Origin of the sequence: Variovorax sp. H27-G14, from assembly GCF_046156345.1 — a bacterium.
Classification (GTDB): domain Bacteria; phylum Pseudomonadota; class Gammaproteobacteria; order Burkholderiales; family Burkholderiaceae_C; genus Variovorax.
Genome location: NZ_JAYLVN010000018.1, coordinates 70,196 through 89,597, shown reverse-complemented (window position 1 = coordinate 89,597; position 19,402 = coordinate 70,196). Strand labels below are relative to the sequence as shown.

Annotated in this window: 19 protein-coding genes and 1 tRNA gene; 7 read left to right on the top strand and 13 right to left on the bottom strand. The window is 66.7% G+C overall.

Translation table 11 applies throughout. The features are described 5' to 3' along the window. Positions 1 to 22 precede the first annotated feature (22 nt). The 3 genes from VLK31_RS29065 to VLK31_RS29055 form a co-directional block, all read right to left on the bottom strand. Positions 23 to 1,129 carry a BMP family ABC transporter substrate-binding protein gene (locus VLK31_RS29065; protein ID WP_409171956.1) on the bottom strand — a complete coding sequence of 369 codons (1,107 nt, stop codon included), beginning with the start codon at positions 1,127 to 1,129 and terminating at the stop codon, positions 23 to 25. Positions 1,130 to 1,204: 75 nt separating this feature from the next. Then, positions 1,205 to 1,591, bottom strand: coding sequence for a VOC family protein (locus VLK31_RS29060; protein WP_409171955.1), 387 nt, complete (start codon positions 1,589 to 1,591; stop codon positions 1,205 to 1,207). Positions 1,592 to 1,932: 341 nt separating this feature from the next. After that, on the bottom strand, positions 1,933 to 2,934 hold the full coding sequence (locus VLK31_RS29055) for an isopenicillin N synthase family dioxygenase (protein ID WP_409171954.1): 1,002 nt from the start codon (positions 2,932 to 2,934) through the stop codon (positions 1,933 to 1,935). Between the two features lie 205 nt (positions 2,935 to 3,139). Here VLK31_RS29055 and rutR point away from each other — a divergent pair, with 205 nt between their 5' ends. Continuing rightward, positions 3,140 to 3,844: an HTH-type transcriptional regulator RutR gene (rutR, locus tag VLK31_RS29050; RefSeq protein WP_409171953.1), complete on the top strand. Its 705-nt coding sequence runs from the start codon at positions 3,140 to 3,142 to the stop codon at positions 3,842 to 3,844. Positions 3,845 to 3,997: 153 nt separating this feature from the next. Here rutR and rutF read toward each other — a convergent pair whose 3' ends face one another. Genes rutF through rutA form a run of 6 tightly spaced genes read right to left on the bottom strand, consistent with a single transcriptional unit; the run spans position 3,998 to position 8,374 of the window. Further along, positions 3,998 to 4,564: an NADH-dependent FMN reductase RutF gene (gene rutF, locus VLK31_RS29045; protein WP_409171952.1), complete on the bottom strand. Its 567-nt coding sequence runs from the start codon at positions 4,562 to 4,564 to the stop codon at positions 3,998 to 4,000. 12 nt (positions 4,565 to 4,576) lie between these two features. Then, on the bottom strand, positions 4,577 to 5,173 hold the full coding sequence (locus VLK31_RS29040) for a malonic semialdehyde reductase (protein WP_409171951.1): 597 nt from the start codon (positions 5,171 to 5,173) through the stop codon (positions 4,577 to 4,579). Between the two features lie 4 nt (positions 5,174 to 5,177). Then, positions 5,178 to 5,993: a pyrimidine utilization protein D gene (gene rutD, locus VLK31_RS29035; RefSeq protein ID WP_409171950.1), complete on the bottom strand. Its 816-nt coding sequence runs from the start codon at positions 5,991 to 5,993 to the stop codon at positions 5,178 to 5,180. 5 nt (positions 5,994 to 5,998) lie between these two features. After that, positions 5,999 to 6,391 carry a pyrimidine utilization protein C gene (gene rutC / locus VLK31_RS29030; protein ID WP_409171949.1) on the bottom strand — a complete coding sequence of 131 codons (393 nt, stop codon included), beginning with the start codon at positions 6,389 to 6,391 and terminating at the stop codon, positions 5,999 to 6,001. A 22-nt stretch (positions 6,392 to 6,413) separates the two neighbouring features. After that, complete coding sequence (gene rutB / locus VLK31_RS29025; protein ID WP_409171948.1) at positions 6,414 to 7,247, bottom strand: pyrimidine utilization protein B; 834 nt, start codon at positions 7,245 to 7,247, stop codon at positions 6,414 to 6,416. 14 nt (positions 7,248 to 7,261) lie between these two features. Next, positions 7,262 to 8,374: a pyrimidine utilization protein A gene (rutA, locus tag VLK31_RS29020; protein WP_409171947.1), complete on the bottom strand. Its 1,113-nt coding sequence runs from the start codon at positions 8,372 to 8,374 to the stop codon at positions 7,262 to 7,264. A 217-nt stretch (positions 8,375 to 8,591) separates the two neighbouring features. On the opposite strand from rutA, the gene VLK31_RS29015 reads away from it, so the two are divergent. The 3 genes from VLK31_RS29015 to VLK31_RS29005 are packed head-to-tail and all read left to right on the top strand — an operon-like array spanning position 8,592 to position 10,727. Continuing rightward, on the top strand, positions 8,592 to 9,044 hold the full coding sequence (locus VLK31_RS29015; protein WP_409171946.1) for a YybH family protein: 453 nt from the start codon (positions 8,592 to 8,594) through the stop codon (positions 9,042 to 9,044). Beyond that, a complete protein-coding gene (locus VLK31_RS29010; RefSeq protein WP_409171945.1) occupies positions 9,044 to 10,144 on the top strand; it encodes a YheT family hydrolase in 1,101 nt (366 codons plus the stop codon). Before VLK31_RS29015 ends, VLK31_RS29010 begins: the two co-directional genes overlap by 1 nt. A 4-nt stretch (positions 10,145 to 10,148) precedes the next feature. Beyond that, the gene (locus VLK31_RS29005) at positions 10,149 to 10,727 is read left to right on the top strand and encodes a DUF2946 family protein (protein ID WP_409171944.1); all 579 of its coding nucleotides are present in this window, start codon (positions 10,149 to 10,151) and stop codon (positions 10,725 to 10,727) included. Between the two features lie 81 nt (positions 10,728 to 10,808). Here VLK31_RS29005 and VLK31_RS29000 read toward each other — a convergent pair whose 3' ends face one another. The 4 genes from VLK31_RS29000 to VLK31_RS28985 form a co-directional block, all read right to left on the bottom strand. Beyond that, complete coding sequence (locus tag VLK31_RS29000) at positions 10,809 to 11,471, bottom strand: c-type cytochrome (protein ID WP_409171943.1); 663 nt, start codon at positions 11,469 to 11,471, stop codon at positions 10,809 to 10,811. Positions 11,472 to 11,587: 116 nt separating this feature from the next. Beyond that, positions 11,588 to 13,042, bottom strand: a complete 1,455-nt coding sequence (locus VLK31_RS28995; RefSeq protein ID WP_409171942.1) for an efflux transporter outer membrane subunit — start codon at positions 13,040 to 13,042, stop codon at positions 11,588 to 11,590. Next, positions 13,035 to 16,199 carry an efflux RND transporter permease subunit gene (locus VLK31_RS28990; protein ID WP_409171941.1) on the bottom strand — a complete coding sequence of 1,055 codons (3,165 nt, stop codon included), beginning with the start codon at positions 16,197 to 16,199 and terminating at the stop codon, positions 13,035 to 13,037. The genes VLK31_RS28995 and VLK31_RS28990 overlap by 8 nt, the downstream gene beginning before the upstream one ends. Positions 16,200 to 16,216: 17 nt before the next feature. Then, positions 16,217 to 17,521: an efflux RND transporter periplasmic adaptor subunit gene (locus VLK31_RS28985; RefSeq protein ID WP_409171940.1), complete on the bottom strand. Its 1,305-nt coding sequence runs from the start codon at positions 17,519 to 17,521 to the stop codon at positions 16,217 to 16,219. 178 nt (positions 17,522 to 17,699) lie between these two features. Here VLK31_RS28985 and VLK31_RS28980 point away from each other — a divergent pair, with 178 nt between their 5' ends. The 3 genes from VLK31_RS28980 (at position 17,700) to VLK31_RS28970 (ending at position 19,381) form a co-directional block, all read left to right on the top strand. Beyond that, a complete protein-coding gene (locus tag VLK31_RS28980) occupies positions 17,700 to 18,365 on the top strand; it encodes a TetR family transcriptional regulator (protein ID WP_409171939.1) in 666 nt (221 codons plus the stop codon). A gap of 43 nt (positions 18,366 to 18,408) precedes the next feature. Continuing rightward, positions 18,409 to 18,483 (top strand) — tRNA-Arg (locus tag VLK31_RS28975). A 520-nt stretch (positions 18,484 to 19,003) separates the two neighbouring features. Then, positions 19,004 to 19,381 carry a hypothetical protein gene (locus VLK31_RS28970; RefSeq protein ID WP_409171938.1) on the top strand — a complete coding sequence of 126 codons (378 nt, stop codon included), beginning with the start codon at positions 19,004 to 19,006 and terminating at the stop codon, positions 19,379 to 19,381. Positions 19,382 to 19,402 lie beyond the last annotated feature (21 nt).

Here is a 19,402-nt window from a genome sequence, read left to right as displayed (position 1 = left end):
GGCGTGTTCGGGCTCCGACTGGCTACTTCTGCGTGACCACGCCCTTGACGAACCAGTCCATCTTCCACAGGTCGGCATCGGACAGCACGGCGCCCTTGGCCACGCGCTCCTTGCCGTCGCGGTCGGCCAGCGGGCCGGCGTACACCTGCTTGCCCTTGAGGATGGCGTCGCGCTCGGCGGTGATGGCCGCGGCCTTGTCCTTGGGCACCGCGGGGCCGAAGCCCGCGATGTCGGTGCCGCCGTCCTTCATCTCGATGAAGGCGCCGTATGGCGCGGGCTTCCAGCCGCCCGCCATCACCTTCTTCAGTTCCGGCGTGAGGAACCTGTCCCACACCCACACCGACGAGCACAGCGTGGCCTTGGGCGCGAACTGGCGCAGGTCGCGGTGGTGGCCGGTGCCGTACACGCCGCGCTCCTGCGCCACGATCTGCGGCGTGGGGCTGTCCACGTGCTGGCCGATGACGTCGGCGCCCTGGTCGATCAGTGCGGCGGCGGCGGCGCGTTCCTTGATGGGGTCGTTCCATGCGCCGGTGTAGATCACGTTGACCGTGGCGTTGGGGTTCATCTTCTGCGCGCCGAGCGCGAAGGCGTTGATGGTCCAGTTCACCACGCCGAAGGGGTTGGCCGCGACGAAGCCGAGCTTGCCGGTCTTGGACGCCGCGCCGGCGGCCATGCCGCAGAGGTACTGGCTCTCGTAGGTGCGGCCGTAGAACGATTCGAGGTTGCTGCCGTTGGTGGTGCCGGAGCCGTTGAGGAACGCCACGTCGGGGTACTTGGCGGCCAGGTCCTTGAAGCTGTCGGAGTAGCCGAAGGCGGTGCCGATGATGATGTTGGCGCCGCGCTGAATGAACTTCTCTGCCGCGGGCTTGATGGCCGAGGCGTCTTCGGGCACGTTCTCGACGAACTGGATCTTCTGGCCGATTTCTTTCTCGATCTTCACGCGGGCTTCGTCGAAGGCCTGTGTCCAGCCGCCGTCGTTCTTCGGGCCGAAGTAGAGCATCGCGATCTTGGGTTTGTCCTTGAGCGTGAAGCCGTCGGCGGCCGTGGCGGGCAGCGTGGTGAGGAACGCGCCGCCGGCTGCGACGGTCATCGCGAGGCCCAGGCCGGGAGTGAGGGTGCGCAACTGCATGGAACTACCTTTGGTGGAGATGCTTGAAGGGGAAGGGACGGGAGAGACTTGAAAGCAGGGCGAGAGCAGTGCGCGTCACATCATGAAGTTGATGCGAAACACGTTGCCTTCGGGGTCGAGCAGCACCGACTGGTACCAGTTGTAGTAGGTGACGTACGGCGCCTTGACGAGGGTGGCGCCGGCCTCGAGTGCGACGGGCACCATGCGGTCGACGTCGGCCTGGCTGTCGACGTCGATGTTCAGCAAAAACTTGATGCCGCGTGTGTCGGAAAACTCTGCGAGGTGCAGCAGTTCGTAGGCGTCGAGTGCGTTGAACCCGAGGCTCGATTTGCCAGTGTCCAGGCCGCGAAAAATGGGTGAGCGGATGGCTTCGATTTCGGGGAAGCCGAACACGCGCTGGTAGAAGCCGCTGAGGGCGACGACGTCTTTCGCGAAGACGTTGACGTAGGAGAGGTGGGGCATGTCAGTGGGCCTGCTGCGTTGTTGTTTCAGGGCTGCGTTGTTCTTGACGCTGTCGTTCAGGGCGCGTGCACAGGCCGCCGGGTGCTCCCCTCCGCGAATGTCCCCCGCTTCGCTCCTCCTTTATTTCGCTGCGGGGAGCACCCGACGCCCTGTGCACCTGGGCACGCCCTGGGTGATCGCACGATCAAAGACTGCTCCGCATAACGCACACGAGGGTGGGGTGCCTTGCGCAGCGAAATAAAGGAGGAGGGCGAAGCCCGGGGGACATTCGCGGAGCAAGGTACCCCACCCTCGTGTGCGCGCCCTGAACAGCTCCCAGCGCAAAAGACGAAGCGCGCCATCTAGACAGTCGCCTTGGTCCCGCCAAAGGTCGTCTGCTTGACGAACTTGGAAGTCAGATGGTCACCCGAAGAAATCGGTGCGTACTTGGCCACCTCGCCCGGCGCAAGACAACTGGGCAGGCACTCCACCATCGCGTCGTAATTGGGCTGATGGAAGAACACCAGCGACTGACGCCGGTTGGTGCTCGCCACCTCGAACGGCGGGTTGACGACACGGTGCAACGTGGACACCCACTGGTCGTTGGTCCACTGCATCATCAGGTCGGCAATGTTCACCACCAACCCACCCTCGACCTGCGGCACATCGACCCACTGACCGGCCTTGTTGAACACCTGCAGACCCTTGTCGTCGGGCAACACGATGGTCAGGCTGCCGTAGTCGCTGTGCGCGCCCGCACGCAACTGGCCCGGCAACGGCTGCTCACGCTGCGGCGGATAACTCAGCACGCGAAACATGCTGATGTGCTCGTCGATCTTGTCGTCGAAAAAAGTCTCGGGCAGCGCAAGGCCAAGCGCGAAGATGCGCATGAGCGAGCGCGAAAGATCGCTCATGGCACTGAAGTAACCCTCGTACGCTTCGCGAAAACCTTCGATGGGCGGCCAGCTGTTGGGCTCGAAGTGCGGGCCCGCCGCAGGGCCGCGGTGGTAGTCGTCGTTCGGCACGTTCGACGGACCGATGGAGAACGACTCCTTCAGGTCGCCTGGGGCCGCCTCCTCGAGGCTGTACGACAGACCCTCTTCACCCACCGCGCTGTAGCCGCGCACCGCATCTTCGCGCGGCCGATCGACCTTGCGCTTCTCGCCCAGCGGCATGTCGAAGAAGGTGCGCGAGAGCGACGACACGCCCGAGATCAGCTCGGGCGCAATGCCGTGGTGGGTGATGACCAGAAAGCCGATGCTGCGGCAGGCTTCATCGACTTTCCTTGCAACCTTCGCCTTGCCTTCGGCCGTGCCGGCGAAGTAGGGCGCGAGATCGATGATGGGAACGGACAGCAGGGTCATGGCGAATTCCTCTTGCTTGGCATGCCTTTCGCCATGCAACGTCTGTGCCAGTTGGACCAAATGGACAAATCGCAATTGCCGCGCCGGCATGGTGCGTGCAAAGGCCTTCTGGCAGGCCCTGGAAGGCCGTTGCGACGCAAGGCGATGCACCGCGGCCTTACAGTGGTGCGCAGCAGATAAACCAAGACAGAGAGAGCGAGGGAAGATGCCGAAGACCAAGGCGCTGGCCGCACCGGCCAGCAAAGAGAGCCCCGCGCGCAAGCGTGCCAAGCCCGTGGTGCGCAGTGCGTCCGCGGTGAGCCGACGCTTGCGCCAGATCGAGGACAAGCGCAGCGCCATCCTGGGTGCGGCGCTGGGGTTGTTCTCGCGCTTCGGCCTGCACGGCACGTCGATCGACCAGGTGGCGGCGCGCGCCGATGTGTCCAAGAGCAACCTGCTCTATTACTTCGCGAACAAGGAAGAGCTTTACGTCAATGTGCTGCGCGATTTGCTCGCGCTGTGGCTCGAACCGCTGCGCGGCTTCAGCGCCGAGCAGGACCCGAGCCAAGCCATTGGCGACTACATCCGCCGCAAGCTGGTGATCTCGCGCGACCGGCCCGATGCGTCGCGGCTGTTCTGTCTTGAAATGATCCAGGGCGCGCCGCTGCTTCGCGACGAACTCGACCGCGAACTGCGCACGCTGGTGGAGCGCAAGTCGGAGGTGATTGCCGCGTGGGTGGCGGCGGGCAAGCTGGCGCCGGTCGATCCGCAGCATTTGATCTACGCGCTGTGGGCGATCACGCAGCACTATGCGGATTTTGGCGTGCAGGTGCAGGCGCTGTCGGGGCACACGCTGGACGACGAGGCGTTCTTCGAGCGCACCGTGGAGAACGTGCAGCGCATCGTGCTGCAGGGCATTACGCCGCGCTGAACCTTGCCCCCTGTCTTGCCCCCTCTCCCCTTGGGGAGAGGGCTGGGGTGAGGGCAGCGGCGTTGAAGCCGCCGCAGTCTTTGCAAGGGCCGCTGCACCCTCACCCTAACCCTCTCCCCAAGGGGAGAGGGGACAAGAGGGGGCAAACCGAAATCAATGCTGCGGCGGCACCGCAATCTCGTGGTACCGGCGGTCGAAGTAGATCAACCCCTGCGCCGCACCACCAATGGCGATCGACACCGCTTCGCAGAACAGCACATCGTGCGTGCCCGCGCTGGTCGCGTGCATCACGCGACAGTCGAACGACACCGCAGCGTCGTCGAGCATCGGCGAGCCGGTCGTCTTGCGGGTCCATTGGCCTGCCGCAAAGCGCTCGTCCATCGGCGTCTTGCCGCCGAACAATGCCGACAGCGACTGGTGCCCCGCCGCCAGCACGTTCACGCACAGCACGCCGTTCGCCTTGAATGCCGGATACACCGACGCCGACCGGTTCAGGCACACGAGCAAGGTAGGTGGCTCGTCGGTCACGCTGCACACGGCGGAGGCGGTGAAGCCGGCGCGGCCGGCGGGGCCGTCGGTGGTGATGATGTTCACCGCGGCGCCCAGGCGCGCCATCGCATTGCGGTAGTCGGCCTTGTGAAGCCCGGGGAGTTCGGGGCATTCGGCCGGCATCGCGTTCGGGCTCGGTGCAGCAGGGTGGGAGGCCATGGCGTTCAGCATGTTGCAGCTCCTTCAGGCCAGCACGCAGGCTTCGTCGAAGGGCAGGCGCGGCAGGCGCCCGAACACCTTCGACGCGTCGCCGTGGCCGAGGTTGATGAGGAAGTTGACGGTCCAGTCGGTGCCGTCGAAAAAGGCGGTGTCGACCTTCGCCTTGTCGAAGCCGGACATCGGCCCCGCGTCCAGGCCCACCGCGCGCGCGGCCAGCAGCAGGTAGCCGGCTTGCAGGCTGGCGTTGCGAAAGGCGGTTTCGTGCGCGGCCTCGGGGCTGCCGGTGAACCAGCTGCGCGCGTCGGCATGCGGAAACAGCGTGGGCAGCTTGTCGTAGAACTTGCGGTCCCACGCGGCGATGACGGTGACGGGCGCGCTCATCGTCTTGTCGAGGTTGCCCTTGGACAGCGCGGGCGCCAGGCGCTCCTTGCCTTCGGGCGTGCGCACGAACACGAAGCGCGCGGGCGAGCAGTTGGCCGAGGTCGGGCCGAGGCTGGCCAGCGTGTAGATCTGCTGCAGCTGGGCGTCGGAGACGGGTTGGTCGGTCCAGCCGTTGTGGCTGCGCGCGGCGGTGAAGAGCAGCGACAGCGCGGCGTCGTCGAGGGTGGAAGGCGTGGTCATGCGGTCATACGGTTATGGCGGAAAGGTCAGGCGCACTGACCCGCGAAAGAAAGGCCAGCAGCGTGCTGTTGAACGCATCGGCTTCGGTCACGCTGTGGGCGTGGCCGCCGTGCGCCATGAGGTTGAGCGTGGCGTTGGGCAAGCCGTCGGCCAGGCGCAGCGAGCAGGTCCAGGGCACGAGCACGTCGTCCTTGGCGGCGGCCACCAGCGTGGGGGCGGCAATGTCGGGCAGGCGTGCATCGATGTCGAAGGCGCGCAGCGCCGCAATGCGCGCGCGCATGTTGGCTTCGCCGGGAAAATGCGCGAAGGCGTGATCGACCTCGTCGGCCACCCGCTTGGCATGCGCGGCGCACCATGCGGCGGGGTACAGAAAGATCGGTTGGGCTTCCACGTACGCACGCGGGCCCACGGCGCCGAGCAGTGCGAGCCGCGCATCGAAGCAGCGCGCCGAATGCGCGTTGGGCTTGGACCATGCGTTGACGAGCACCAGGCTCGCGATGCGCGCGGGCGTGTCGAGCGCCAGCTGCAGCCCCACGAGCCCGCCGAGCGCATGGCCCGCGAAGTGGCAACGCGAGGTGTTGGTGGCGTCGAGGACATCGCGCACGTCTTGCGCCATGTCGGCGATCGTGTACGCCTCGGGCAACGCGGCCGGGCTGCGCCCCGTGCCACGCTGGTCGTACGCGATCACGCGGTGCCCCGCGGCGATGAGCGCGCCCAGCTGCGGTTGCCAGAACCCGGCCGAGCCGCCAAGGCCCGACGACAGAAGCACGGAGGACGCCGCATCGGACGGCCCATGCACTTCGTAGTGCAGCGAGCTCATGCGGCTCAGCCCTTCTTGCCGACGTGCGCGATCGAGGCAATCTCGATCAGCGCATCGGGCTTCACCAGGCCGCACTGGATGCAGAAGCGCGCGGGCTTGGTGCCGGGAAAGAACTCGGCATACACCGTGTTGATCTTCGCGTAGTCGACCCAGTCCTTGATCATGATCTGGTTGAAGGTCACGTCGTCCATGGTGCCGCCGGCGGCCTCGACCACGCCCTGGATGGTGGTGAGCACATGGCGCGCCTGCGCGGCGGCGTCGCCCACGTGCACCACGTTGTTGTCCTTGTCGAAGGGCAGCGTGCCCGACACGTAGAGCACGCCGTCGGCGAGCGCGCCAGGAACGTAGGGTGCGAGCGGAACACCGGTGCCGGGAGGAATGATGGCTTGCTTGGGCATGAAGAAGGCTCCTTGGAAAGAATCAGGCGATGGCCGCGTCTGCAATGCCGGCCGGTGTGGGTTGCGTGGTGGCTGACGTGTGTTCAGGCGCGAAGGTTTGGCAGAACTGGTCCACCGTGGAGACCCATCCGAAGAAGGTCTCCACGTTGTAGACCGAGGCCTTCTGGATCGCGGCGCCGCCGAGCTCGTGCGTGGCGTCTTCCAGCATCACCGCGAAGTACTCGAGGTGGAACGCGTCGCGCAGCGTCGACTCCACGCACACGTTGGTCGCAATGCCGGTGAACACCAGGTGGCGAATGCTGCGCGCGCGCAGCGTGCTGTCCAGCGTGCTGTTGAAGAAGCCGCTGTAGCGCGTCTTCGGCACGACGATGTCGCCGGGCTGCGGCTTCATTTCTTGGATGAGTTCGTAGTCCCAGCCGCCCTTGGCGAGGAACTGGCCTTGCAGCTGTGGCTTGGCGCGCATGGTTTTCAGCGCGTTCGACTTGTGCCAGTTCGGCGAGCCGGGGCCGCCGGCTTCCACGTAAGAAGCGTCCCAGCCGTTCTGCAGGAACACGACCAGCATGCCGGCCGCGCGCGCCGCCGCAATGGCACGCACGATGCCGGCAATGGTGCCCTGCGCGCCCGAGATGTCGAAGCCGGCCGAGTCGACGTAGCCGCCGAGCGAGGCGTAGGCGTTCTGCATGTCGACGACGATCAGCGCGGAGTCGGTGGCGTGCAGCGCGAGCGGCTCGGGGCGCGCGGGCAGCACCAGCGGTGCGGGCGCGCCGGGCAGGCGCGGTGCGCCCACCGGCGTGGTCGAGGTGAGGGTGGTGTTGCGTGCGGGGGTGGGAGCGGGGGTGGGAGTGGATGCGGTCACGTGGGCTCTCCTCTTCAGGCCGCGAGGCGTTCGGGCTCGACCTGCGAAGGCACGGGGCTCTCCACATGCGCACGGCTCTTCATGAGCGGCTGAATGCGCTCGCCGAAGGCTTCCACGCCCTGCAAGAAGTCGTCGAAGGTCAGCAGCACGCCTTCGGTGCCGGGCACCTCGGCCACTTCGTCCAGCATGCGTGCCACGCTGGCATACGAGCCTACGAGCGTGCCCATGTTGATGTTCACCGCCGAGGTCGGGTCGGCCATCTGGCGCACGTTGGTGTCGGCGCCCGACTTGGTGTCGGCCGCGCCCTGCTGGCCCAGCCATGCAATGGCTTCGTGGTCGGCGCCGGCCTTGTAGTGCTCCCACTTGGCGCGCGCGGCCTCGTCGGTCTCGTCGGCAATCACCATCATCAGCACGTAGGTGGTGACGTGGCGGCCGGTCTTGACGGTGGCCTCGATGAGTTTTTCGGCCGCGGGCGCGAAGGCCTTGGGCGTGTTCACGCCCTTGCCGAAGCAGAAGTTGTAGTCGGCGTACCTGGCCGAGAACTCCATGCCCGCGTCGCTCTGGCCGGCGCAGATCACTTTCATGTCGGCCTGCGGCTGCGGGCTCAGGCGGCAGTCGTCCATCTGGAAGTGGTCGCCCTTGAAGTCCGACTGGCCCGTGCCCCACAGGTCGCGCAGCACCTGGATGTATTCGCTCAGGTAGGCGTAGCGCGTGCCGAAGAACTGGTCGCCGGGCCACATGCCCATTTGCGAGTACTCGGGGCGCTGCCAGCCGGTGACCAGGTTCAGGCCGAAGCGGCCGTTGGAGATGGAGTCGATGGTCGAGGACATGCGCGCCACGATGGCAGGCGGCATCACCAGCGAGGCGGCCGTGGCAAACAGCTTGATCTTGCTGGTGACGGCGGCCAGGCCGGCCATGAGCGTGAACGACTCCAGGTTGTGGTCCCAGAACTCGGTCTTGCCGCCGAAGCCGCGCAGCTTGATCATGGACAGCGCAAAGTCCACGCCGTAGCGCTCGGCCTTCAGCGTGATCTGCTTGTTGAGCTCGAAGCTGGGCTTGTACTGCGGTGCGTTTTCGGAAAGCAGCCAGCCGTTGTTGCCGATGGGAATGAAGATGCCGACGTTCATGGAAAGGCTCCTGTTGCGTGATTGCAGAACGCCTTGCATGCGCCGTGCCAGTTGAATAAGTTGTTTTTAATCAATGACTTATGAAGAATTGGCATTCATGTTTTGACCAATTGGTCCAAAGTGGCGCAGTCGGCCGGCAAAAAGTGCAGCGGCACGGTGCGGGCCGGACCAAAGCGGTGCAGTGCCGCCGTCACGGTCCGCGCGGCAGAATCACGCCATGCCCAAGACCCCACTCCGCGCCGCCGCGGCCATCGGCGGCACCGCCGATGACGTCGAGGCGGCCTTTTATGAAGCGCTGCAACGCGGCGACATCGATGCGCTGATGGCCTGCTGGGCCGACGAGGACGAGGTGTTCTGCGTGCACCCCGGCGGCCCGCGGCTGGTGGGCACGGTGGCCATTCGTTCGGCCTTCGAGCAGATGTTCGGCAACGGCGCCATCCACGCCACGCCGGCGCGGGTGCGCAAGATCGAGTCGCTTGCCAGCGCGGTGCACAACGTGCTGGAGCGCATCGAAGTGCTCACCGCCGAAGGCCCGCGCCATGCCTTCGTGCTGGCCACCAACGTCTATCACAAGACCGCGCAGGGCTGGCGCCTGGTGGCGCACCATGCCAGCCCCGGCACCGCGCGCGAGCCCGACGAGGCCAACGACCCGCCCCAGACGCTGCATTGATGCCCTCGCTCGTTTCATCTTCTTCTTCCGCTGCCTCGGCCCTGGCCTCTTTGCCGCAGCCCTTGCTGCACTACGCCGCGCCACGCTGGCTGCCCGGCGGCAACCTGCAGACCATCTGGGCCGCGCTGTACGCGCGGCGCTTCGACGGCGCGGCCCCGGTGTACCGGCGCGAGCGCTGGCCCACGCCGGACGGGGACTTCATCGACGTCGACTTCGTCGATGCGCCTGCCGATGCATCTGCTTCCACGCCCGCTCCCTTGCTCGTGCTGTTCCACGGCCTGGAGGGCTCGTCGCGCAGCCACTACGCCGAGGCCTTCGCCACCTTCGCCGCGTCGCAGGGCATGGCCTTTGCGGTGCCGCACTTTCGCGGCTGCAGCGGCGAGCTGAACCTGGCGCCGCGCGCCTACCACTCGGGCGACTTCGAGGAGATCGGCTGGATCCTGACGCGCATGCGCGACCAGCATGCGCAAAAGGGCGGCGGCCCGGTGCTGGCCGCAGGCGTGTCGCTGGGCGGCAATGCACTCATGCGATGGGCCTCAGAAGCCGGAGAAACGGCGGCGGGCGTGGTGCGCGCCGTGGCCTCGGTCTGCGCGCCGCTCGACCTGGCGGCCGGCGGCGAGGCCATTGGGCGCGGCTTCAACAAGCTCGTGTACACGCGCATGTTCCTCAACACCATGAAGCCCAAGGCACTGGCCAAGCTGGCGCAGTTTCCGGGCCTGTTCGACCGCGAGCGGCTGATGGCCGCGCGCAACTTGCATGACTTCGACAACGTCTTCACCGCGCCGCTGCATGGCTTTCGCGATGTGCAGGACTACTGGTCGCGCGGCTCGGCCAAACCGCACCTGGCGTCGATCCGCGTGCCCGCGCTGATCGTGAACGCGCGCAACGACCCGTTCATTCCCGCGCGCAGCCTGCCCGGGGCCGGCGAGGTGGGCGCGCATGTCACGCTGTGGAAGCCGGCGCACGGCGGGCATGTGGGTTTTCCGATGGGCCCGCCGCCGGGGCATGTGCGCGGCATGCCGCAGCAGGTGGGCCAGTGGCTGCGCCTGCACGGCGGCACATTGGCTGACGCCGCGGGCTTGCCGCCGGGAAGAGAATGACGCCATGGACGACATCGTCAAACAAGCATTGGCCAAGTGGCCCAACGTGCCGCACTGCTACGGCTGGCTCGGCCTCGACGCGCGCGGCAACTGGTACATGCGCGACGACCGCACGCAGGCCGAAGGGCCGTTCCGCACGGCCAAGGGCTCGCTGCTGCGGCACGACAAGCTGATCGACTTCATTCACCGCAACTACGAACACGACGACGAGGGGCAGTGGTTCTTTCAGAACGGCCCGCAGCGCGTGTACGTGGAGCTGGAGGCCGCGCCGCAGGTGTGGCGCGTGGCGGAGGAGGGCGACGGCTTCACCGTGACGTCGCACACCGGCAGGGCGGTCGAGGTGTCGGGCTGCCTGCTCGACGAGGAAGGCCGGCTCTACCTGGCCTCGCCCATCGGACTGGGCCTGGTGCACACGCAGGACGTGGGCATTGCGGCGGAGGCCATCGAGCGCGGCCTGTGGACGCCGGAGGCCGTGCAGGCCAGCGAGTTGCCGGGGCGCTTCGGGCATGTGCTGAGCCCGGCGCAGCGGCATGGTGAAGCGGCTGCGGTGCCGTCGACTTCATCGACTTCATCGACGCCCTGAGTTCGCGCGGCGAGCGCCCATTGAAAAAGCCGGCGCTGGGCCGGCTTTTCTACGTGCGCGGGGAAGCGCTCGGTTGAACGATCAGTTGGCGGGTGCGCTGGCTGCTGGAGCCGCTGGTGCGGCAGCGGAAGCCGCTGAAGCCGCACCGTCGGCCGCGGGTGCCGCACCCGAAGCGCCTTCAGCAGGGGCTGCGGCCGCAGGGCGGTCCGGCACGGGGAACTTGGCGCCGCCGGCGTTGGCCATGTAGACCACGGCACGGCCCACTTCGAGGTCTTCGAAGTCGCCGCCGCCCTGGGCAGGCATGGCGCCCTTGCCCTTCAGGGCATGTTCGAGAAGGGTGGCATAGCCCTGGCCGATGCGCGGGCCCCAGGCGGCTGCGTCCTGGAAGTGCGGGGCACCGGGGATGCCCGGCGCGCCGTGGCAGGTGGCGCACTGGGCCTTGAACACGGCGTCACCGGTGGCCAGCGGACGGTTGACGTCGCGGATCTCGATGGCACCCACCTTCTTCAGGCGCTCGGCCACTTCGCGGTCGCGCGCTTCCTTCGTCACGCCGTAGAGCGCCATGTTGTCGCCCTCGGCAATGCCGGCGGGCTTGGTGCCCGAGACCACGTAGGCCACAAGCCCCACGATGATCAGAATCGGTGCGATGAAGGAGAAAAATACCGCGAGCAGCAGTTGCTTCGGGTTCTTGATGGGCCCGGTGTGGGCTTCTTCTGTGGCCTGGTAATGCGGGTCTGCGCTCATTGGCGTCCTCAATATCGGGGGCTCGTCGGGGGGCGTGTCCTAACCAACCGGCGATTATAGAGAGACCCCCCGCCTGAAGGGGGAAGGGGCCTACCCTTAGAGGACGCGCAATCGCATCAACCCTTGTTGTCGGCCTTGTTGTTGCCTTGGTCGCCCTTGTCGGTCGTGGCCCAGCCGCCACCCAGCGTCTTGTACAGCGTGACCTGGTTCTGCAGCTGCAGCAGCCGCGTGGTCACGGCCGATTGCTGGGCCGTGAACAGCGAGCGCTGCGCGTCCAGCAGATCGAGCGCGCTGGCAATGCCGTTGCGGTAGCGCAGGTCCGACAGCTTGAAGCGCACGCCTTCCGCGTCGGCCTGCGCACGCTGCGCGCGCACCTGCTCACCCAGCGTGGCGCGGCCCGCGAGCGCGTCGGCCACTTCGCGGAACGCCGTCTGAATCGACTTCTCGTACTGCGCCACCGCAATCTCGCGCCCGGCCTTGGCCGAGTCGAGCGTGGCGATGTTGGCGCCGGCATTGAAGATCGGCAGCGTGATCGACGGTGCGAACGACCAGGCCTTGGAGCCGCGGTCGAACAGGCCCGAGAACTCCGTGCTCGCGGTGCCGATGCTGCTGGTGAGCGACACGCGCGGGAAGAAGTTGGCGCGCGCCGCGCCAATGTTGGCGTTGGCCGCAATCAGCTGCTGCTCGGCCGAGCGAATGTCCGGGCGTTCGGCCAGCAGGTCCGACGGCAGGCCGGCGGGCACGTCGGGCATCGGGCTGATGCCGTCCAGGCCCTTGGTGCCACCGGCAGTGGCCTCTGCGGGCACCGGTGCTCCCAACAGCAGTGCCAGTGCGTTCTCGTCCTGCTGGCGCGTGCGCAGTTGCTGCGCATACGAGGCGCGTGCGGTTTCCAGCAGCGAGTTGGCGGCCTGAAAGTCCAGCTCCGACGACACGCCGTTGTCGAAGCGCAGCTTGGTCAGGCGCACCGACTCGTCGCGCGTGGCCAGCGTCTGGCGCGTGATCTCGAGCAGCTCGTCGTCGGCCAGCAGCGTGAGCCAGCCGTTGGCGACCGAGGCAATCAGGCTGATCTGCACCGCCTTGCGGGTTTCGTCGGTGGCCAGGTACTGCGACAGCGCCTGGTCTTTCAGCGCGCGGATGCGGCCGAAAAAGTCCAGCTCCCAGGCCGTGAAGCCCAGGTTGACGCTGTACTGCGACGACACGCTGCCCTGGCTCGGGTCGATCGCCCGGTAGGCATTGGGGCTCGAGCGCGAGCCCGACCCCGTGACGCCCAGCGCCGGGAACAGCGCCGAGCGCTCGATCTGGAACTGCGCGCGCGCCTGCTCGATGTTGAGCACCGACACGTGCAGGTCGCGGTTGTTGACCAGCGCGGTCTGAATCAGGCCCGCCAGGCGAGCGTCGGTGAAGAAGTTCTGCCAGGGCAGGTTGGCCGCGGCCTGGCCGGCCGGTTGCGACGGGTCGCCCGGGTAGGTGGTGGGCACCGGCGCGGCGGGGCGCTCGTACGTTGGAATCAGCGAGCAGCCGGCCAGCAGCATGGCCGCTGCCAGTGCCGTGGGAATCAGTTTCTTAGTCATGCTTGGGTTCCTCCACGATGCCGGCGGAGGCGGCGTGCCGCTGGTCGGCCTCGCGTTGTCGTGGGCTGCCCTTGAACAGGGTGCGCACCACCACGAAGAAGATGGGTACGAAGAACACGGCGAGCACGGTGCCGGTGATCATGCCGCCGATCACGCCGGTGCCGATGGCACGCTGGCTGGCCGAACCCGCGCCGGAGGCGAGGAACAGCGGCAGCACGCCCAGCCCGAAGGCCAGCGAGGTCATGATGATGGGCCGGAATCGCAGGTGGGCTGCGGTGAGCGCCGCTTCCACGACGCCCTTGCCCTGCGCCTGCAGGTCCTTCGCAAACTCGATGATCAGAATCGCGTTCTTCGCGGACAGGCCGATGATGGTGATCAGGCCCACCTGGAAGTACACGTCGTTCGAGTACGACCGCAGCATGGTCGCCAGCAGCACCCCGATGACGCCCAGCGGCACCACCATGACCACCGCGAGCGGAATCGTCCAGCTCTCGTACAGCGCGGCCAGGCAGAGGAACACCGCCAGAATCGCGAAGCCGTAAAGAATGATCGACTGAGAGCCCGCGAGCTTTTCTTCCCGCGACTGGCCGGTCCATTCGAAGCCGAAGCCTGCGGGCAACTGCGTGGCGAGCTTTTCCATCTCGGCCATCGCCGCGCCCGTGCTGAAGCCGGGTGCCGCGTCGCCGCTGATGCGGATCGCCGGGTAGCCGTTGTAGCGCACCGTTTGCGTTGCGCCCTTCACCCACTTGGTGGTGGCGAATGCCGCGAGCGGCACCGGCAGGCCCTGGCCGTTGCTGGCGTTCAGCTTGAGCAGGTCGTCGGGTTGCATGCGGGCCGGCGCATCGGCCTGCACCACCACGCGCTGCAGGCGGCCGCGGTTCGGAAAGTCGTTCACGTAGCTGGAGCCCAGCGCGGTCGACAGCGTCGAGTTGATCGAGTCGAAGGTCACGCCCAATGCGTTGGCCTTGTCGCGGTCGATGTCGATCTGCAGCTGCGGCGCGTCTTCCAGGCCGTCAGGGCGAACCTGCGCCAGGATCTTGCTCTGCCCGGCCATGCCCAGCAGCTGGTTGCGTGCGTTCACCAGCGCCTCGTGGCCCGCGCCGGCGCGGTCCTGCAGGCGGAAGCTGAAGCCGGTGGCGTTGCCCAGTTCAGGAATGGGCGGCGGGCTCAGCGGGTAGATGAAGGCATCGCGAATGCCCGACAGCGCACCAAAGGCACGGCCGGCCAGCGCGCTGGCGGAGTGCGCCGGGTCCTTGCGTTCGTCCCAGTCCTTCAGCGTCACGAAGGCAAGGCCTGCGTTCTGGCCCTGGCCCGAGAAGCTGAAGCCCATCACGCCCACCATGCTCTGCACTTCAGGCTGCTTCAGGATGAAGCCTTCGACCTGCTGCATGACCGACAGCGCACGCTCCTGCGTGGCGCCTGGCGGCAGTTGCACGTTCACGATGATGTTGCCCTGGTCTTCCTGCGGCAGGAACGAGCTGGGCAGGCGCATGTAGGCCACCACCACCGCGCCGATGATTGCCACGTAGATGATCAGGTAGCGCGCCGCGCGGCGCAGCAGGCGCGAAACCACGCTTTCATAGCCCTTGGCCGTGCGCGTGAACACCCGGTTGAACCAGCCGAAGAAGCCGCGCTTCTCGTGGTGGTGGCCGGCTTCCACCGGCTTGAGCAGCGTGGCGCATAGCGCCGGCGTGAGCGACAGCGCCATGAACGCGGAGAACGCGATCGACGCCACCATCACCGCCGAGAACTGGCGGTAGATGTTGCCGGTGGAGCCTGCAAAGAACGCCAGCGGCACGAACACCGAGATCAGCACCACGGTCACGCCGATGATGGCGCCCGAGATCTGCTTCATGGCCTTGCGCGTGGCTTCGAGCGGCGACAGCCCCTCTTCGCTCATGATGCGCTCGACGTTTTCCACCACCACGATGGCATCGTCCACCACGATGCCGATCACCAGCACCATGCCGAACATGGTCAGCACGTTGATCGAGAAGCCCAGCGCCAGCAGCGTGGCAAAGGTGCCCAGCAGCGCCACCGGCACCACGATGGTCGGAATGATCGTGTAGCGCCAGTTCTGCAGAAAGATGAACATCACCACGAACACCAGCGCCACGGCTTCCAGCAGCGTCTTGACCACTTCGGTGATCGAGATGCTCACGAAGCGCGAGCTGTCGTACGGAATGGCCCACTTCACGCCCTGCGGAAAGTACTTGGAGAGCTCGTCCATCTTGGCGCGCACCGCCTTGGCGGTTTGCAGCGCATTGCCCGAAGGCGTCTGCTGAACGCCCACGCCCACGGCCGGCTGGCCGTTCAGGCGTGCCGACGTGGCATAGGCCTGGCCGCCAAGCTCAACCCGGGCCACGTCCTTCAGCCGCACGGTCGAGCCGTCGGTGTTGGCGCGCAGCACGATTTCCTTGAACTGGTCGACGTTGGCCAGTTGGCCGTTCACCACCACGGTGGCGGCAATGGCCTGGCCGGGCACGTTCGGCAGGTCGCCGATGGTGCCGGAGGCCACTTGCGCGTTCTGCGCCTTGATGGCGTTGTTGACGTCGGACACCGCCAGGTTGAAGCCCTGCAGCTTGGCCGGGTCGATCCAGATGCGCATCGCGTTCTCGGTGCCGAACAGCTGCGCCTGGCCCACGCCGGGAATGCGCTGCAGTTCAGGAACGATGTTGCGCGAGGCGTAGTCGCCCAGCGCCACCGGGTCGTAGGCGGGGTTGTCGGACGAGAGGATCGTGAACAGCAGGAAGTTGTTGCGCGACTTGTCCACGCGCACGCCCTGCTGCGTTACCGTGGCCGGCAGGCGCGGGGTTGCGCGCGACAGCCGGTTCTGCACGTCCACCTGCGCGAGGTCGGGGTCGGTGCCCTGCTCGAAGCTGATGGTGATGGTGCCGGTGCCGTCGGCTTGCGCCACCGATTCCATGTAGATCAGCCCTGGCGAGCCGTTCATTTCGCGTTCGATGACGGACAGCACGCTGTCCTCGAGCGTCTGGGCCGACGCGCCGGGGTAGGCGGCGTTGATCACGATGGCCGGAGGTGCCACCGGCGGGTACTGCGAGATCGGCAGCTGCGTGATTGCGACACTGCCCATCACCAGGACGAACAGTGCGATCACCCAGGCAAAGATCGGGCGGTCGATAAAGAATTTGGCCATGCGGGCGCGCTCCTGACTTACTTCTTGTCGGCCGGAGCCGAGGCTTGGCCACCGGCTGCCGGAGCCGAGGCGGCGGTAGCAGGTGCTGCACCCGAGGCTGCAGCAGCGGGTGCCGGTGCGGCGCTAGGGTCCGGCTTCTTCCAGGGCACCGCCTTCACGGGCGTGCCCGGCGGCATCATCTGCAGCTTCTGGAAGCCGTCGACCATCACCTGCTCGCCGGCCTTCAGGCCGTCCAGCACCACCCACTGGTTGTCCTTGGCGGCGCTGATCTTCACGTTGCGCTGGCTGATCTTGCCGTCGGCGCTCACCACCGAGACGGTGTCGCCCTGCTGCGTGCGGGTCACGGCCTGCTGCGGCAGCGTGATCGCGTTGGTGGCCTGGGCCTGCTCCAGCTTCACGCGCACATAAAGACCGGGCAACAGCTCGCCCTTGGGGTTGGGCACTTCGGCGCGCAGCGTGATCTGGCCCGTGGTGGCGTCCACCGTGAGGTCGGTGAACAGCAGCTTGCCTTCCAGCGGGTAGTCGGAGCCGTCTTCCAGCACCACGCGGATGCTGGCGGCCTCGCCGCCGCCGGCGCGCTTGTACTGGCCGTCCGCCACGGCGCGGCGCAGCTTGAGCACCTCGGTGGCCGACTGCGTGAAGTTCACGTACACCGGGTTGATCTGCTGCACCACGGCCAGCTCGGTGGCGTCGCCCTGGCCCACCAGCGCGCCTTCGGTCACCAGCGCGCGGCCGATGCGGCCCGCAATTGGCGAGGTCACGTCGGCATAGCCGAGGTTGATCTTGGCGGTTGTCACTGCGGCGCGGCCGGCGGCCACGTCGGCTTCGGCCGTCTTCTGCGAAGCCAGCGCGACCGAGTATTCCTGCTTGCTAACTGCGTTGGCCTCGACCAGCGGCTTGTAGCGGTCGGCCAGGGCCTTGGCCTGCACGGCATTGGCTTCAGCGCGGGCCAGCGTGGCCTGGGCGTTCTGCGAAGCGGCCACCAGCGGCGCGGGGTCGATGCGGAACAGCAACTGGCCGGCCTTCACGTCGCTGCCTTCGCGGAATTCGCGCTTCAGCAAGATGCCGGCCGCGCGGGCGCGGACCTGGGCGACGCGGGAGGCTTCGAGGCGCCCGGGCAGCTCGGTCACCAGGCCGACGTCGGTCGGCGCTGCCACCACCACGCCCACTTCAGGAGCGGGACGGGCGCCACCGGGGGCACCGCCAGCAGCGGGCGCATCGCTCTTGCCGCAGCCCGCAAGGACCAGGAGCACGACGGCGGCAGCCACGGTCGCGAGACGCGGCGAAAAGGACGATTGACGCGAGACATGCAGGAGAGGCATGCGATTCCTTTGAAGCGAAGACGGGAGATGGCGCGTTCACGGCACAAACCGCAAACCAGCACAGACAGGTGGGCCATCGGGGAAGCCCGGTAGTTTACATACATTCATGGATGTATAGTGACAGCCACGCAATCGCCCCACGATACTGAAAGGGCGTTCGCTTTACAAATCAGGAGACTTGGTGGCACGTCGTACGAAGGAAGAGGCACTGGCTACGCGGAATCGGTTGCTCGATGCCGCGGAGCTGCTGTTTCAGGCGCAAGGTGTTTCGCAGACCACGCTGCAGCAGATTGCGCAGCAGGCCGGTGCGACGCGGGGTGCCATCTACTGGCACTTCAAGGACAAGGCCGATCTCTTCAACGCGATGATGGAGCGCGTCATCCTGCCGCTGGAGGCCGGCCCGAAGGCCGCCGTTGGCAGCGACGACCCGCTGGCCGAGATCGAAGAGGGCATGGTTCACGCCCTGACCCTCATGACCACCGACCCGCAGGTGCGCCGCGTGTTCGACGTGGCGACCCACAAGGTCGAGTACACGCACGACATGGCCTCGGTGCAGCAGCGCCACCTGGACGCGCGCAACGCCTGCGTGGCCGATTTCGAAAAAGCCCTGCGGCTGGCCGCGCGGCGCGGCCACCTCAAGCTGCCCGTGCCCGGCTACGTGGCGGCGCAGGGGCTGCACGCGCTGATCAGCGGGCTCATTCAGAACTGGCTGCTCGACCCGGAGGCCTTCGAACTGGTGGCCACGGGGCGGCGCACTTTCAGGGTGTACCTGGCGGGGCTCGGGTTCGACCGCGCGCGGCCGGGCGGCCCGGTCGAGCACGAAGCCGAAACACTGGCCGCCTGATAGGCCATAATCACCGGCTCCGGTCTGCACCGGAACCCCATTCCTCGCTGTATTTCAACGGATAGAATTCGGCCCTCCGAAGGCTGAGATCCAGGTTCGATTCCTGGCGGCGGGACCAAATATATGAATCCGGAAGAGTGAAAGCTCTTCCGGATTTTTTGTTTGCGGTTCGATATGCGGGAGCATGTTTTCCAAAAGGGGCAGATTGCTTCACTGGTTGAAGCGTCTGCTGGCTCCCCTGCTGCATGACCTCATCCTCTGGGACGAAGAGCTCGAAGCGTCGGCAGTTGTCAAGCAATCCTTGACAACTGCCGCGGACGGCAAGGGCTACCAGACGCAGGTCTACAACCTGGGCGTCACCTTCGCCGCGATTCACCCCTCGATATACTGCGCCCGTCACATCGAAAGCGTGACCGGGATTGGTCTCCCGTGCAATCACTGCGACGTAAGCCGCAGTTTCCCCGCAGGGTCTGCGGCTTTGTCGTTCGTGCCTCCAGTTTTGGCGGCTCGACGGGCGGGCGCGAGCCCGGCCGGTTTCACGCAAGTGGTTGCCCGGTAGACCAACCCGTCGAGCTGCCGCCTCCGATTGGTCTCGGGTGCGGCGGTTTTTGAAAACCGCAATCACTTGGAGGCCACTCATGGCTGATTCCTCAAGCGCATCCGCGCCCGCTCCCTCGTCGTCTGAATCTCCCGAATCCCTCGCCCTGCAAGCAGACGACGACATCGAGAGCATCCGCAACGTGCACTGCGCCTACGCATGCATCGAAAAGCTCGTGCTCCCGCAGCGGGTGAGCGATACCGAAGAAATGCACCCGACGCGCTCCGAACTCGGCGCCTTGATGCGCCTCGTCAACGAGGAGCTGCAGCGCCGAATCGACGCCGCCGGCGCCACGGTCCAGTCCCTGCGCGGTGCCTTGCAACCAACGGCACAGCAACCTCGCGCCGACCGCAAACCGAAGCCGCTCAGCGGCTACGGCTGGACGGCGAACGGGCCGGTACGCCTCGCTCGCAGTTAGCCAAAAAAGAAGAAGAAAAGG

Excerpts from the sequence above, each read along its gene's own strand:
- VLK31_RS29065 (WP_409171956.1), bottom strand. The coding sequence starts at position 1,129 with ATGCAGTTGCGCACCCTCACTCCCGGCCTGGGCCTCGCGATGACCGTC.
- VLK31_RS29060 (WP_409171955.1), bottom strand. The coding sequence starts at position 1,591 with ATGCCCCACCTCTCCTACGTCAACGTCTTCGCGAAAGACGTCGTCGCC.
- VLK31_RS29055 (WP_409171954.1), bottom strand. The coding sequence starts at position 2,934 with ATGACCCTGCTGTCCGTTCCCATCATCGATCTCGCGCCCTACTTCGCC.
- rutR (WP_409171953.1), top strand. The coding sequence starts at position 3,140 with ATGCCGAAGACCAAGGCGCTGGCCGCACCGGCCAGCAAAGAGAGCCCC.
- rutF (WP_409171952.1), bottom strand. The coding sequence starts at position 4,564 with ATGCTGAACGCCATGGCCTCCCACCCTGCTGCACCGAGCCCGAACGCG.
- VLK31_RS29040 (WP_409171951.1), bottom strand. The coding sequence starts at position 5,173 with ATGACCACGCCTTCCACCCTCGACGACGCCGCGCTGTCGCTGCTCTTC.
- rutD (WP_409171950.1), bottom strand. The coding sequence starts at position 5,993 with ATGAGCTCGCTGCACTACGAAGTGCATGGGCCGTCCGATGCGGCGTCC.
- rutC (WP_409171949.1), bottom strand. The coding sequence starts at position 6,391 with ATGCCCAAGCAAGCCATCATTCCTCCCGGCACCGGTGTTCCGCTCGCA.
- rutA (WP_409171947.1), bottom strand. The coding sequence starts at position 8,374 with ATGAACGTCGGCATCTTCATTCCCATCGGCAACAACGGCTGGCTGCTT.
- VLK31_RS29015 (WP_409171946.1), top strand. The coding sequence starts at position 8,592 with ATGCCCAAGACCCCACTCCGCGCCGCCGCGGCCATCGGCGGCACCGCC.
- VLK31_RS29010 (WP_409171945.1), top strand. The coding sequence starts at position 9,044 with ATGCCCTCGCTCGTTTCATCTTCTTCTTCCGCTGCCTCGGCCCTGGCC.
- VLK31_RS29005 (WP_409171944.1), top strand. The coding sequence starts at position 10,149 with ATGGACGACATCGTCAAACAAGCATTGGCCAAGTGGCCCAACGTGCCG.
- VLK31_RS29000 (WP_409171943.1), bottom strand. The coding sequence starts at position 11,471 with ATGAGCGCAGACCCGCATTACCAGGCCACAGAAGAAGCCCACACCGGG.
- VLK31_RS28995 (WP_409171942.1), bottom strand. The coding sequence starts at position 13,042 with ATGACTAAGAAACTGATTCCCACGGCACTGGCAGCGGCCATGCTGCTG.
- VLK31_RS28990 (WP_409171941.1), bottom strand. The coding sequence starts at position 16,199 with ATGGCCAAATTCTTTATCGACCGCCCGATCTTTGCCTGGGTGATCGCA.
- VLK31_RS28985 (WP_409171940.1), bottom strand. The coding sequence starts at position 17,521 with ATGCCTCTCCTGCATGTCTCGCGTCAATCGTCCTTTTCGCCGCGTCTC.
- VLK31_RS28970 (WP_409171938.1), top strand. The coding sequence starts at position 19,004 with ATGGCTGATTCCTCAAGCGCATCCGCGCCCGCTCCCTCGTCGTCTGAA.